At 68.6% G+C, this 13,232-nt stretch carries 12 protein-coding genes; 6 read left to right on the forward strand and 6 right to left on the reverse strand.

Translation table 11 applies throughout. The features are described from left to right. The first annotated feature begins 3 nt into the window (after positions 1-3). Positions 4-2,820: a formate dehydrogenase subunit alpha gene (gene fdhF, locus AC3WRR_RS02385; protein WP_058696475.1), complete on the forward strand. Its 2,817-nt coding sequence runs from the start codon at positions 4-6 to the stop codon at positions 2,818-2,820. A gap of 169 nt (positions 2,821-2,989) precedes the next feature. Next, positions 2,990-4,006 carry a zinc-binding alcohol dehydrogenase family protein gene (locus tag AC3WRR_RS02390; RefSeq protein WP_010810202.1) on the forward strand — a complete coding sequence of 339 codons (1,017 nt, stop codon included), beginning with the start codon at positions 2,990-2,992 and terminating at the stop codon, positions 4,004-4,006. A gap of 77 nt (positions 4,007-4,083) precedes the next feature. On the opposite strand, the gene AC3WRR_RS02395 is transcribed toward AC3WRR_RS02390, so the two are convergent. Further along, entirely contained in the window at positions 4,084-4,377 is a 294-nt protein-coding gene (locus tag AC3WRR_RS02395) for a GYD domain-containing protein (RefSeq protein ID WP_010810201.1), read from the reverse strand. A 274-nt stretch (positions 4,378-4,651) separates the two neighbouring features. Continuing rightward, entirely contained in the window at positions 4,652-5,173 is a 522-nt protein-coding gene (locus AC3WRR_RS02400; protein ID WP_041688483.1) for a MarR family winged helix-turn-helix transcriptional regulator, read from the reverse strand. 139 nt (positions 5,174-5,312) lie between these two features. Between AC3WRR_RS02400 and badH the strand changes: the two genes are divergently transcribed. Genes badH through aliA form a run of 4 tightly spaced genes read left to right on the forward strand, consistent with a single transcriptional unit; the run spans position 5,313 to position 9,764 of the window. After that, positions 5,313-6,080, forward strand: coding sequence for a 2-hydroxycyclohexanecarboxyl-CoA dehydrogenase (badH, locus tag AC3WRR_RS02405; protein ID WP_011617415.1), 768 nt, complete (start codon positions 5,313-5,315; stop codon positions 6,078-6,080). A 30-nt stretch (positions 6,081-6,110) separates the two neighbouring features. Continuing rightward, positions 6,111-6,893 carry a 2-ketocyclohexanecarboxyl-CoA hydrolase gene (gene badI, locus AC3WRR_RS02410; RefSeq protein WP_010810198.1) on the forward strand — a complete coding sequence of 261 codons (783 nt, stop codon included), beginning with the start codon at positions 6,111-6,113 and terminating at the stop codon, positions 6,891-6,893. 30 nt (positions 6,894-6,923) lie between these two features. Next, complete coding sequence (gene aliB / locus AC3WRR_RS02415) at positions 6,924-8,075, forward strand: cyclohexanecarboxyl-CoA dehydrogenase (RefSeq protein WP_011617414.1); 1,152 nt, start codon at positions 6,924-6,926, stop codon at positions 8,073-8,075. A gap of 45 nt (positions 8,076-8,120) precedes the next feature. Continuing rightward, entirely contained in the window at positions 8,121-9,764 is a 1,644-nt protein-coding gene (gene aliA / locus AC3WRR_RS02420; protein WP_011617413.1) for a cyclohexanecarboxylate-CoA ligase, read from the forward strand. A gap of 49 nt (positions 9,765-9,813) precedes the next feature. On the opposite strand, the gene AC3WRR_RS02425 is transcribed toward aliA, so the two are convergent. The 4 genes from AC3WRR_RS02425 to AC3WRR_RS02440 are packed head-to-tail and all read right to left on the reverse strand — an operon-like array spanning position 9,814 to position 13,076. Continuing rightward, complete coding sequence (locus AC3WRR_RS02425) at positions 9,814-11,238, reverse strand: diaminobutyrate--2-oxoglutarate transaminase (RefSeq protein ID WP_454750922.1); 1,425 nt, start codon at positions 11,236-11,238, stop codon at positions 9,814-9,816. Then, positions 11,235-12,068 carry a 4'-phosphopantetheinyl transferase family protein gene (locus AC3WRR_RS02430; protein ID WP_492296136.1) on the reverse strand — a complete coding sequence of 278 codons (834 nt, stop codon included), beginning with the start codon at positions 12,066-12,068 and terminating at the stop codon, positions 11,235-11,237. The genes AC3WRR_RS02425 and AC3WRR_RS02430 overlap by 4 nt, the downstream gene beginning before the upstream one ends. Next, positions 12,055-12,873 carry a thioesterase II family protein gene (locus AC3WRR_RS02435; protein WP_454750920.1) on the reverse strand — a complete coding sequence of 273 codons (819 nt, stop codon included), beginning with the start codon at positions 12,871-12,873 and terminating at the stop codon, positions 12,055-12,057. The genes AC3WRR_RS02430 and AC3WRR_RS02435 overlap by 14 nt, the downstream gene beginning before the upstream one ends. Continuing rightward, on the reverse strand, positions 12,870-13,076 hold the full coding sequence (locus tag AC3WRR_RS02440) for an MbtH family protein (protein WP_010810192.1): 207 nt from the start codon (positions 13,074-13,076) through the stop codon (positions 12,870-12,872). The genes AC3WRR_RS02435 and AC3WRR_RS02440 overlap by 4 nt, the downstream gene beginning before the upstream one ends. Between the last annotated feature and the right edge of the window lie 156 nt (positions 13,077-13,232).

Raw genomic sequence — 13,232 nt, forward strand, 5'->3', positions numbered from 1 at the left:
GACATGAATGCACTGACCCGCGCCGAACGCGCGCTTGTCGAATCCGCCGAGCCAGCCGTCACCTTCACGCTCAATGGCCGCGAGGTGAGCGCCCAGCCCGGCGAAAGCCTGCTCAAGGTGGCCCAGCGCGAAGGCTTCGACGTGCCGCACCTGTGCTACAAGGACGGCCTGGAGCCCGCCGGCAACTGCCGCGCCTGCATGGTCGAGATCCAAGGCGAGCGCGTGCTGGCCCCGTCCTGCTGCCGCTATCCCGCCGAGGGCATGCAGGTGCAGACCGAATCCGAGCGCGCCCGCCGCGCTCAGCGCACGGTGCTGGAACTGCTGCAGTCGGACATGCCCGAGACCGACTACACCCGCCACAACGAGCTGGACCAGTGGGCCGCGAAGCTGGAGGTCGGCAAGCCGCGCTTTGCCCCGCGCGAACGCGTGGCGGCGGATTTGTCGCATCCGGCCATCGCCGTCAACCTGGATGCCTGCATCCAGTGCACGCGCTGCCTGCGTGCCTGCCGCGACGAGCAGGTCAACGACGTGATCGGCCTGGCCCTGCGCGGCGACGAAGCCCGCATCGTGTTCGACATGGACGACCCCATGGGCGCGTCGACCTGCGTGGCCTGCGGCGAATGCGTGCAGGCCTGCCCGACCGGTGCGCTGATGCCCGCGCGCGACGCCGCGCTGGCGGTGCCGGACAAGCAGGTGGACTCGGTCTGCCCGTACTGCGGCGTGGGCTGCCAGCTGACCTACAACATCAAGGACAACCGCATCCTGTTCGTGGAAGGGCGCGATGGCCCGGCCAACCACGAGCGGCTGTGCGTGAAGGGCCGCTACGGTTTTGACTACGTGCAGCATCCGCAGCGCCTGACGGTGCCGCTGGTGCGCCGCGAAGGCGTGCCCAAGCAGGGCGATTTCGTCATGGATCCGGACCACGTCATGGACGTGTTCCGCGAGGCCACCTGGGAAGAGGCGCTGGCGCTGGCTGGCGGCAAGCTCGCGCAGATCCGCGACACCCACGGCAAGCGCGCGCTGGCAGGGTTTGGCTCGGCCAAGGGCAGCAATGAAGAGGCCTACCTGTTCCAGAAGCTGGTGCGCACCGGGTTTGGCAGCAACAACGTCGACCACTGCACGCGGCTGTGCCATGCCTCGTCGGTGGCGGCGCTGCTGGAGGGGATCGGCTCGGGCGCGGTATCGAACCCGGTGATGGATGTCGACAAGGCCGAGGTGGTGATCGTGATCGGCGCCAACCCGACCGTGAACCACCCGGTCGCGGCCAGCTGGATCAAGAATGCGGTGAAGAACGGCACCAAGCTGATCGTGGCAGATCCGCGCCGCTCGGACCTGGCGCGCTTTGCCCATCGCTTCATGCAGTTCAAGCCCGATGCCGACGTGGCGCTGCTCAACGCGATGATGCATGTCATCGTCACCGAGGGCCTGGTGGACCAGGACTTCATCGACAGCCGCACCATCGGCTTTGACGAGCTGCAGCGCAATGTCGCGGCGTACAGCCCGGAACTGATGGCGCCGGTGTGCGGCATCGAGGCCGAAGTCATCCGCGAGGTGGCGCGGCTGTATGCCACGTCCAAGGCCTCGATGATCCTGTGGGGCATGGGCGTGTCGCAGCACGTGCACGGCACTGACAACGCGCGCTGCCTGATCGCGCTGGCGCTGATGACCGGCCAGATCGGCCGCCCCGGCACCGGCCTGCATCCGCTGCGCGGCCAGAACAACGTGCAGGGCGCGTCCGATGCCGGCCTGATCCCGATGATGTACCCGGACTACCGCCGCGTGGACGATCCCGTGGCGATCGCCAGCTTCGAGGCGCTGTGGGGCATGCCGCTGGACCGCCAGCCCGGCCTGACCGTGGTCGAGGTGATGCAGGCGATCGAGCGCGGCGAGGTGCGCGGCATGTACATCATGGGTGAGAACCCGGCGATGTCAGACCCCGACGCCGAGCATGCGCGCCAGGCGCTGGCCTCGCTCGACCACCTGGTGGTGCAGGACATCTTCCTGACCGAGACCGCCTACCTGGCCGACGTGGTGCTGCCGGCTTCGGCCTTCCCGGAGAAGACCGGCACCTTCACCAACACCGACCGCACCGTCCAGCTCGGCCGCCAGGCATTGAACCCGCCGGGGCAGGCGCGCCAGGACCTGTGGATCATCCAGCAGATGGCGGCGCAGCTGGGGCTGGACTGGCACTACGACGGCGTGGCCGAGGTCTTCGACGAGATGCGCCAGGCCATGCCCAGCATCGGCGGCGTGACCTGGGAGCGGCTGGAGCGCGAACACGCAGTGACTTATCCGTGCAAGGAAGAGGGCGACCCGGGCGAACCGGTGATCTTTATCGACAGCTTCCCGACCGCCAGCGGCCGGGGGCGCTTCGTGCCGGCCGACATCATCCCGGCAGCCGAGCGGCCCGATATCGACTACCCGATGGTGCTGATCACCGGCCGCCAGCTCGAGCACTGGCACACCGGCAGCATGACGCGGCGCGCCGGCGTGCTGGATGCGATCGAGCCCGATCCGGTGGCGCTGGTGCACCCGCTGGACCTGGACGCGCTGGGCGGCAAGCCGGGCGACGTGGTCACGCTGGCATCGCGCCGCGGCGAAGTCACGCTGTACGCGCGGGCCGATGCCGGCACGCCGCGCGGGGCGGTGTTCGTGCCGTTCTGCTATTACGAGGCGGCGATCAACAAGCTGACCAATGCGGCACTGGACCCCTTCGGCAAGATCCCGGAGTTCAAGTACTGCGCGGTGAAGATGGCACTGGGCGGCGCGCCGCCGGAGCAGTCGAGCTACGGCGGCGGGCAGATCCTGGCGGCGGTGTAGGGCCGACGGCAAGCCCTGGCGGGGCCGTCTGCGCGGGTAGCGCAGGCGGCCCTTTTTGTTGGGTGATTATCCGGAGTTTCGGGAAATTGATTGCTGTAGCTTCCGGCTAATCAAATCAATCGTGACAGGCTACGCTTCGGTTCATTCCCTACACAACCCGGAGCCCGCCATGAAAGCCATCGGCCTGACCCAGTACCTGCCCATCTCCGACCCGCGTTCGCTGCAAGACGTGGAGATCGACATGCCCAGCCCCGGCGGCCGCGACCTGCTGGTGAAGGTTGAGGCCGTCTCGGTCAACCCGGTCGACACCAAGGTGCGCGCGCCCAAGGCGCAGGTAGAGCCCGCGCCGCGCGTGCTGGGCTGGGACGCGGCCGGCACGGTGGCCGCCGTGGGGCCGGAGGTGACCCTGTTCAAGGTCGGCGACCCGGTCTACTACGCGGGCAGCATCACTCGGTCCGGCTCCAACGCCGAGTTCCACCTGGTCGATGAGCGCATCGTCGGCCACAAGCCTGCCTCGCTGGATTTCGCCAACGCGGCGGCGCTGCCGCTGACGGCGATCACCGCCTGGGAGGCTCTGTTCGACCGGCTGGGCATTTCGCCCAATGGGGATCACGCCGGGCGCCCGGTGCTGATCATCGGCGGCGCGGGCGGCGTGGGCTCGATCGGCATCCAGCTGGCCAAGGTGCTGGCCGGGCTGACCGTGATCGCCACCGCGTCGCGGCCCGAGTCGCAGGAATGGTGCCGCCGCCTTGGCGCCGACCATACGGTTGACCATCGTGGCGATCTGCCGGCGCAGCTGAAGGCGCTGGGATTTGCCGAGGTCGACTACATCCTCTGCTTCAACGACATCGACGGGCATTTCCCGGCGATGGCTGAAGTGGTCGCCCCGCAGGGCAAGATCTGCACGATCGTCGCAAATACGCGGCCGTTGCCGGTGGAATTGCTCAAGAACAAGAGCGCCACCTTCGTCTGGGAATTCATGTTCACGCGCGCCATGTACAGCACGCCCGACATGGTCGCGCAGCATCGTCTGCTTAACGAGGTCACGCGGCTGGTCGATGCCGGGCGCCTGCAGACCACGCTGGGCGAGAACCTGGGGCGCATCAATGCGGAGAACCTGCGGCGCGCGCACGCCATGCTGGAAGGCGGGCGCACTATCGGCAAGCTGGTGCTGGAAGGGTTCTGAGCCGGCGTGCCGCGCCCGGCAAACGACAACGCCCGCCGGGATGCCCCGGCGGGCGTTGTGCGTTCCCGGGGCAGGGGTCAGCCCATCTTGCCGAGGATGCTCTGCATCTCGTCGCTATTGAAGGCGCGTAGGGTTTGGGTGCGCACGTTGCCGGCTGCGCCGATGGTCAGCCCGAAGCTGGTCATGGTCTCGTCGTCGGGCGCTTCGACGGTGAGCACGATGTCGTATTCGCCCAGCGTCCAGTAGATGTCTTTCATCTGCACGCCCAGGCGTGCCCCCATCTCGCGCACGGCGGCCGCGCGCTTGGTGGTGTCCTTGACGGTGCGGATGCCCTGGTCGGTGAAGCTGGCTAGCACGATGTAGCGGGTCATGGCGGGACCTCCGGTTATGGTTGGATCGGTCGCCGTCCCGGCGGCGTGCATGGGGCAAGCGGCCGGGGCAGTGGTTCAGGGCTTCGGGGCGTGGCGAGGCGCGAATGGCATGGCGCCTCGCCGTTGATGCTCGCGATGTCTGAGCAACTTCATGCCAACGCATATTGCGCGCCAGTCGGCGCGGCAGGCCAGGATGCGGATCGCGGACGCGCGCTCGGCTGTTCCAGCCGGCCGGTGTGTGCCGGTGTGTTTCAGTTGCGATACTGCGTGCGACTCAGTCCCCTGGGCTGCCACCGTCTGCGCTGTCGGGCGTGTCGAGCGCACGCATGTTGTCCAGCAACTTGAGCAGGTAATGCAGCGTGTGCGTCAGGTCATTGGTAGAAAACCCCGTCAGCGCCTGCTCGTAATAGGCCCGGATCTTCGGCTGCGCCTGGTGCAGCCAGACCTCCCGGCCCGGTTCGCTCATCCGTATCAGCCGTGAGCGGCGGTCGCGGCCGTCCGGGGCCAGCGTGACGTGGCCGTCGCGTTCCATCCGGCTGACCAGTCCTGACAGGTTTTGCCGGCTCACCATCAGGTAGCGGGCCAGGTCGCCCACGCTCATGCCATCGGCGGCTTCCGGACGCGACAACGCGCCGAGCACGGCCCACTGCTGCGTCGTCAGGCCCTCTGCCTCGACGGCTCGTGATCCCGTTTTATGCAACATATTTGCGCATTGGTATAGCCGGAAGAAAAGCCGGTTGGCCAGTTCCATGCGCGCGTTTGTGGGGAGTTCTACTTCTACGTCCGGGTTAACCATAGTCTTTTTCACAGTGTTGGCGTCTTGCGCAGGCAATGGCTGCCTCCTATTATAGGTAAATATATTTACCTAATTGGCGGTGCGATGTGACGGCGTCATGGCCGGCACGATAGCACCGGAATCCTGAAAGGAGAACGCTGTGCAAGGACTTGAAGGCAAGACGGTCATCGTGACCGGTGGTGGCGGTGGTATCGGCGGTGCAACGTGTTTGCGCTTTGCGCGCGCCGGGGCGGCGGTGGGCGTACTCGACCTGAACCCGGAAGCGGCCGAGCGCGTCGCCGGCCAGATCCGCGAGGCTGGCGGGCGGGCGCTGGCGATCCGCTGCGACATCACCGAGCGCGCCAGCGTGGATGCCGCGGTGGCGGCAGTGGAGCAGGGCCTGGGCCCGGTGGACGTGCTGGTCAACAACGCCGGCTGGGATGTGTTCAAGCCATTCATCAAGACCGAGCCCGCGCAATGGGATCGGCTGATCGCCATCAACCTGATCGGCGCGCTGCACATGCACCACGCGGTGCTGCCGGGCATGGTCGCGCGCCGGCGCGGACGCATCGTCAGCATTGCCTCGGACGCGGCGCGCGTGGGTTCGTCCGGCGAGGCGGTCTATGCCGCATGCAAGGGTGGGTTGGTGTCGTTCTCCAAGACGATTGCCCGCGAGCATGCGCGCCACGGCATCACCGTCAACGTGGTGTGCCCAGGGCCGACCGAGACCGCGCTGTTCGAAGACTACAAGCAGGGTGCGGGCAACCCCGAGAAGCTGGTGGAAGCCTTTACCCGCTCGATCCCGCTGGGCCGCATCGGCCAGCCCGACGACCTGCCCGGCGCGGTGCTGTTCTTTGCCAGCGACGACGCCGGCTTTATCACCGGCCAGGTGCTGAGCGTGTCGGGCGGCCTGACCATGAACGGCTGAGCAAGCAAACACCAGAAAACGGAGACCACCATGCAATACGAAGACATCCTGTACGAAGTGCGCAACGGCGCCGCCTGGATCCTCATCAACCGCCCGGAAAAGATGAACGCCTTCCGCGGGCGCACCTGCGACGAACTGATCCACGCCATCAACCGCGCCGGCTATGACCGCGAGATCGGCGCCATCGTGCTGGCCGGTGCCGGCGAAAAGGCCTTCTGCACCGGCGGCGACCAGTCCGCGCACGAGGGCCAGTACGACGGCCGCGGCACCATCGGCCTGCCGATGGAAGAACTGCACAACGCCATCCGCGACGTGCCCAAGCCGGTGATCGCGCGCGTGCAGGGCTATGCCGTGGGCGGCGGCAACGTGCTGTGCACGATCTGCGATTTCACCATCGCGTCGGACAAGGCCGTATTCGGGCAGGTCGGGCCCAAGGTCGGTTCGGTCGACCCGGGCTACGGCACCGCCTTCCTGGCGCGCGTGGTGGGCGAGAAGAAGGCGCGCGAGATCTGGTACCTGTGCCGCCGCTATCCGGCCGCGGAAGCGCTGGCGATGGGGCTGGTCAATGCGGTGGTGCCGCACGAGCAGCTCGATGCCGAGGTACAGAAGTGGTGCGACGAGATCATGGAGAAGAGTCCCACCGCGATCGCCATTGCCAAGCGCTCCTTCAATCTCGATACCGCGCACCAGAGCGGCATCGCCGGCATGGGCATGTACGCGCTCAAGCTCTATTACGACACCGAGGAATCGCGCGAAGGCGTGCGCGCTTTCCAGGAAAAGCGCAAGCCCGAGTTCCGCAAGTACGCGAAGTAAGCCGTGCCGTCCGAACCAGCGGAGACCACCATGAATCCCTATCTTGACGAAGACCTGACGGCGCTGGCCGAGCACGCGCGCCGCTTTGCCGATGCGCGCGTGGCGCCCGGCTACCTGGAGCGCGACCGCACCCGCGTGCTGGACCGCGCGCTGATGCGCGAAATGGGCGAGATGGGCTTTATCGCGCCCGAACTGCCGGAGCAGTATGGCGGGCAGGGCATGGGCTCATTGGCCGCCGGCGTGATCCATGAAGCCGTGGCGCGTGCCGACCTGAGCCTGTCGTACATCAACTTGCTCGCGTCGCTCAATGGCCAGATCCTGGCGCACCATGCGCAGCCGGAAATCGCCGGACCGTGGCTGCAGCGCCTGACGCGCGGCGAGGCGCTGCTGGCAATCGCGCTGACCGAGCCGCGCGGCGGCTCCGACGCGGCCAGCCTGCGCCTGCGCATGGAGCGCGATGGCGACGTCTACGTGCTCAACGGCGAGAAGACCTCGATCTCCGCCGCCGACCAGGCCGATGCCGCGGTGGTCTTTGCCCGCAGCGGCACCGTCGAGTCCGGCGCGCGCGGCGTGTCTGCGCTGCTGGTGCCGATGGACCTGCCGGGCATCACGCGCAACCGCTTCGACTGCCACGGCCAGCGCGCCATCGGGCGCGGCTCGATTTTCTTCGAGAACGTGCGCGTGCCGGCCAGCCACCTGCTCGGCAAGGAGGGGGAGGGGTTCGTGCAGGTGATGCAGGGCTTCGACTTCTCGCGCGCGCTGATCGGCCTGCAGGTGCTGGCGGTGGCGCAGGCCGCGCTGGACGAGACCTGGGCCTACGTGGCCGAGCGCCAGGCCTTCGGCAAGCCGCTGTCGGCCTTCCAGGGCGTGTCGCATCCGCTGGCCGATTTCGAGACCCAGGTGCAGGGTGCGCGCCTGCTGTGCCTGCAGACGCTGTGGCTCAAGGACCGTGGCCTGCCGCATACCGCCGAGGCGGCGATGTGCAAGTGGTGGGCGCCCAGGCTGGCGTACGACGTGGTGCACCAGTGCCTGCTGTCGTTCGGCCACGGTGGTTATGACCGCGGCGTGATGGAGCAGCGCCTGCGCGATGTGCTGGGCTTCCAGATCGGCGACGGCACGGCACAGATCATGAAGACCATCATTGCCCGCACGCGCGCGGGGCGCGAAGCCGTACCGGCCTGAAGCGGCGCCACGACCGCCGAGCCGTCCGATAAAGAGGAGACACCCATGGATTTCGACGCCGTACTGATCGCGCCGCGCCGTGCCGCCAGCATTGCCGCCAGGCATTGGCATGACCGCACCGTCAACGACTACCTGGCCGCCTGCGTGCGCGACCGGCCCGACGCCCCAGCGCTGACGGCGCTGAGCCTCGACAGCGGCAGCATGACACGCTTCACCTGGCGCGAACTGGCCCGGATGGCGGACCGGGTAGCGATGGGTCTCAGCCGCCTCGGCATCGGCGCGCAGGATGTGGTGTCATGCCAGCTCCCGAACGGCTGGCACCTGACTGTGCTGTATCTCGCCTGCTCGCGGCTGGGCGCGGTGCTCAACCCGCTGATGCCGATCTTCCGCGAGCGCGAGCTGTCGTTCATGCTGGCGCATGCGCAATGCAAGGTGGCGGTGGTGCCGCAGCTGTTCCGCGGCTTCGGCCATGCCCAGATGCTGCAGGGTTTGCGCGAGGCATTGCCGGCGCTGCGCCACATCGTTGTTGCCGGCGGTGATGGCGCGGACAGCTTTGAAGCACTGCTTAGCGGTCCCGCCTGGGAATATGAGCCCGATGCCGCCAACATCCTGCTGCGCAGCTGTCCCGGCCCGGACGACGTCACGCAGCTGATCTACACCTCCGGCACCACCGGCGAGCCCAAGGGCGTGATGCATAGCGCCAACACGCTGTTCTCCAACATCGTCGCCTACGCCGAACGGCTGCGCCTGACCAGCGACGATGTGGTGCTGATGGCGTCGCCGATGGCGCACCAGACCGGCTTCATGTATGGACTGCTGATGCCGGTGTTGCTGGGGGCGCATGCTGTGCTGCAAGACATCTGGGACCCGGCGCGCGCGGCCGCGCTGATCCGCGAGGAGGGCGTGACCTTCACCATGGGTTCGACGCCGTTCCTGACCGATCTGGCGCGTGTGGTGGCGGAGTCCGGCACGCCGGTTCCCAGCCTGCGCATCTTCCTGTGCGCCGGTGCGCCGATTCCCGGCGCGCTGGTCGAGCGCGCCCGCGAGGCGCTCGGCGCGAAGATCGTATCGGCCTGGGGCATGACGGAGAACGGTGCGGTTACCACCACGCTGCCGGATGACAGCGACGAGCGCGCCTCGACCACCGACGGCTGCCCGCTGCCAGGCGTCGAAATACGCATCGTGGACGGCACCGACGCCGACGTGCCGCCCGGCGAAACCGGCCGCCTGCTGGTGCGCGCCTGTTCCAACTTCGGTGGCTACCTGAAGCGCCCGCAGCTCAACGGCACCGATGCCGACGGCTGGTTCGACACCGGCGACCTCGCACGGCTGGATGCCAGCGGCTACCTGCGCATCGCCGGGCGCAGCAAGGACGTGATCATCCGCGGCGGCGAGAACATCCCCGTGCTGGAGGTCGAGACCCTGCTGTACCGCCATCCCGCGGTCTCCCAGGTGGCCATCGTCGCCTATCCCGACGAGCGCCTGGGCGAGCGCGCCTGCGCCTTCGTGGTACCGCGCGCCGGCCAGCCGTTCGACCAGGCGGCGATGGTGGACTGGCTCAAGGCGCAGAAAATGGCGCTGCAGTACATCCCCGAGAAGCTCGTGGTGCGGGACGCCTTGCCGGCCACGCCCGCCGGGAAGATCCAGAAATTCCGGCTGCGCGAGATGCTGCGCGGTGACGCGTCCTGAAGCTGGTTCCGCGGTGGCCCCGGCCCCCCGCGGAACGGCGCGCAAGCGCTCAGCGGCATTGCTTGTGCGCCGCGCTGACTGCGTCGCCAAACAACTCGGCCACCAGGTCGATCTCGGTCTCGCCGATGACCAGCGGTGGCAGGAAGCGCACCGTGGCGCCGTGGCGTCCGCCCAGTTCGACGATCAGCCCGCGCTGCAGGCATTCGCGTTGCACCGTGCGCGCGAAGGTGCCGTCGGCCGGGTAGGCGCCCACCGCATCGGCCTCGGCACGTTCGTCGATCAGTTCCACCCCGATCATCAGGCCGCGCCCGCGCACTTCGCCGATCGCGGGGCACGCGGTATGCAACTGCCGCAGCCGCGTGGCGAGGCGCTGGCCCATGGTCTCGGCATGGGCGACGATGCCTTGCGCGACCAGGGTGCGGATGGTGGCGGAGCCCGCCGCCATCGCCAGCTGGTTGCCGCGGAAGGTGCCGGCGTGCGCGCCCGGTTGCCACGCGTCGAGAGCGCTGTCGTAGATCACCACCGACATCGGCAAGCTGCCGCCGATCGCCTTGGACAGGACCAGCACGTCCGGCACGATGCCGGCATGCTCGAACGCGAACATGCGCCCGGTGCGGCCGAGCCCGGTCTGCACTTCGTCGAGCACCAGCGCGATGCCGTGCTCGCGCGTGATGCGGCGCAGTTCGCGCAGCCAGCGCGCGGGCGCGGGGATCACGCCGCCTTCGCCCTGTACCGCTTCCACCACCACCGCCGCCGGCGGCAGCACGCCGGACTCCGGGTCGGCCAGCATCTGCTCGATATAGCGCAGGCCCGCGTCGATGCCGGCGTCGCCGCGCAGGCCGAACGGGCAGCGGTAGTCATACGGGTAGGGCAGGAACTGCACGCTGCCGCCGAGCGCACCCAGCGGCGCCTTGGGGCCGAGGTTGCCCATCAGCGCCAGCGTGCCGTGCGTCATGCCGTGGTAGCCGCCGGCAAAGCTCAGTACCGTATGGCGTCCGGTGGCGGTCTTGGCCAGCTTGAGCGCTGCCTCGATGCCGTCGGCGCCGGTCGGGCCGCAGAACTGGATACGGGCGCGCGCTGCGAACTCGGGCGGCAGCAGGCCGAACAGGTCGTCGATAAAGCGGTCCTTGACCGGCGTGGCCAGGTCCAGCGTATGCAGCGGCAGGCCGCTGTCGAGCGTGTCGCGCAGCGCGCGCACTACTGCCGGGTGGTTGTGGCCGAGCGCCAGCGTGCCGGCGCCGGCCAGGCAGTCGATGAAGAGCTGGCCGCTGGTATCGCGCAAATACACGCCATAGCCCTGTTCCAGCGCCAGCGGGATGCGGCGCGGATAGGAGCGGGCGTTGGACTCGCGCGCGGACTGGCGCTGCAGGTAGGGGTTGTCGTCGAGCCGGATGGGCGCTTGCCGGACGAAGGCGCCAGCCGAGAACGGCGCGGGTTGGCCGTGGGCATGCGTGGCGAGCGAGGGAGGCGTCATGGTGTCGTTCCTAACGGGGGCGTTGAACAGGGACGTTGACTGCGGGGCCCGGCATCGAGACTGGGCAAGATGGGTTGGCCCGCGCGCGGGGGCAGCTCGCGCGGCGGATACTGCCGGTGCACGACGCGCGCGGCGGCCATTGGCGTGGCCAGGCTCGCGACGTAGCGGGTGTCGTGATCGGGCTGGCCACATGCATCGTGGATATGCCAGACGCGCAGGTCGGCCCCGGCGCGCGCCAGCGGCGGCACGCAGGCAGCGCACGCCGGCAGCGCCACGCGCACCGATTGCGGCGCAGCCGACAGCCCTGTGCCGACGGCCTTGCTGCACGCTTCCTTGGCAGTCCACAGGCGCAGGAAGGCGAGCATGGCATCCTGCGGTTGGCGCTGCGCCAGCGCGCTCAGCCAGCGCATTTCGCCGGGGTTGCAGGCCACGGCCGCGCTGTCGTGCCAGGCTGTCCACGTCATGTCCGCACGCCAGGCTTCGATGTCGATCCCGACCGGCGCGCATGACAAGGCGATTGCGGCGCGTGCGTCGCTGTGGCTGACGTTGAACTGCAGGGCTGTGGTGCAATGGCCGCCAAGCGTGGGTTTGCCGAACGCGTTGGCGACCAGCGGCACGGCGTCGGGCGACACGCCCAGGTATAGGCCCAGCAGTGTCCGCAATGCCGAGCGGGCCGCGGTGAAGCGGGCGCGGTCGCCGGGTTGCCGGAACATGGCGGCGCGCGCGCGTTCGCTTGCCGACAGCGCCGACAGGTCTGCCGCAGCGTCGACTGCCACGTGCCAGACCTGGATCTCGCCGTGCGCTGGCGCGGCCATGTCAGGCGAGCGCATGGCCGTGGTCTCTGGTGGCGCGCATCGTGGAACCGAGCACGGCATCCGTGATGGTGTCCAGCACGTCCTGCGCCGCCTCGTGCAGGAAGAAATGCCCGCCCGCGAACAGCCGGTGGCTGCAGTCGTGCAGGGTCTCGTCGCGCCACGCGGCCAGCATCGCGGGCGGGGCGTGGACGTCGTCCCTGCCGCCGAGCACTGTGACCGGACAGCCCAGCCGCGGGCCCGGACGGTAGCGCCAGGCCTCGCACAACGCGATATCCGCGCGCAGCACGGGCAGGAAGAAGGCGAGCGCTTCCGGCGTTTCGCGGATCTCGGCCGGCATGCCGCCCATGGCGGCGATGACGTCGGCAAAGGCGCCGTCCGGCAGGCTGCTGAACGGCGGCCGAGCCGACGGCAGCGCGGGCGCGCCGCGCCCGGACACCACCAGCGCGGCGGGGGAGAGGCCATGCACGGCTTCAAGCGCGCGCGCGGTCTCGAACCCCAGCAGCGCACCCATGCTGTGGCCGAACAGCGCAAAGCGCGGCGCTTCGGCTCGGGCCGCGCGCGCGATCGACGCGGCCAGCGCGCTGGCCAGCGCATGGATCGATGCGCCATGCGTTTCGGCCGTGCGCGTGCCGCGTCCGGGCAGGCATACCGGCGCCAGCTCGATCGCGGCGGGCAGCGCGGCGCGCCAGCCGTGGTACGCGGTATGGCCGGCGCCGGCGTAGGGCAGGCAATAGAGGCGCACGCGATCGCCGGCAGCCGGGCCGCTGCGGCCCGGCATCAAGGCGTACCAGGGATCGCGCATCGGCTGCGCGGGGCTCATGCGCCGGCCAGCGCGCGCTGCAGGCTCAGCGGACGCATATCGGTCCAGACCGTCTCGATATGCGCCAGGCACTCGTCGCGGCTGCCCTGGAAGCCCACGCTGGCCCATCCTGCCGGTACGGGCTTGTAGTCGGGCCAGATCGAATACTGGCCTTCATCGTTGCGGACGACGTGGAAACGCGTGTCGGGATGATCCCAGCTCATGGCTGTGCTCCTTCAGGTGGTTTGAGTTGCCGTCGCAGTCGGCGCCGCGCCGGCAAGGAAAACGTTGAAGACAACAAAAACGTCGAAGGCTGTATCGTAAATGATAATGATTTGTATTTCCATTCGTAAATATTTCCGGTAGACTCGCCTTCCATC

The sequence above is a fragment of the Cupriavidus sp. FW305-3-2-15-C-LB2 genome (genome assembly GCF_058787575.1).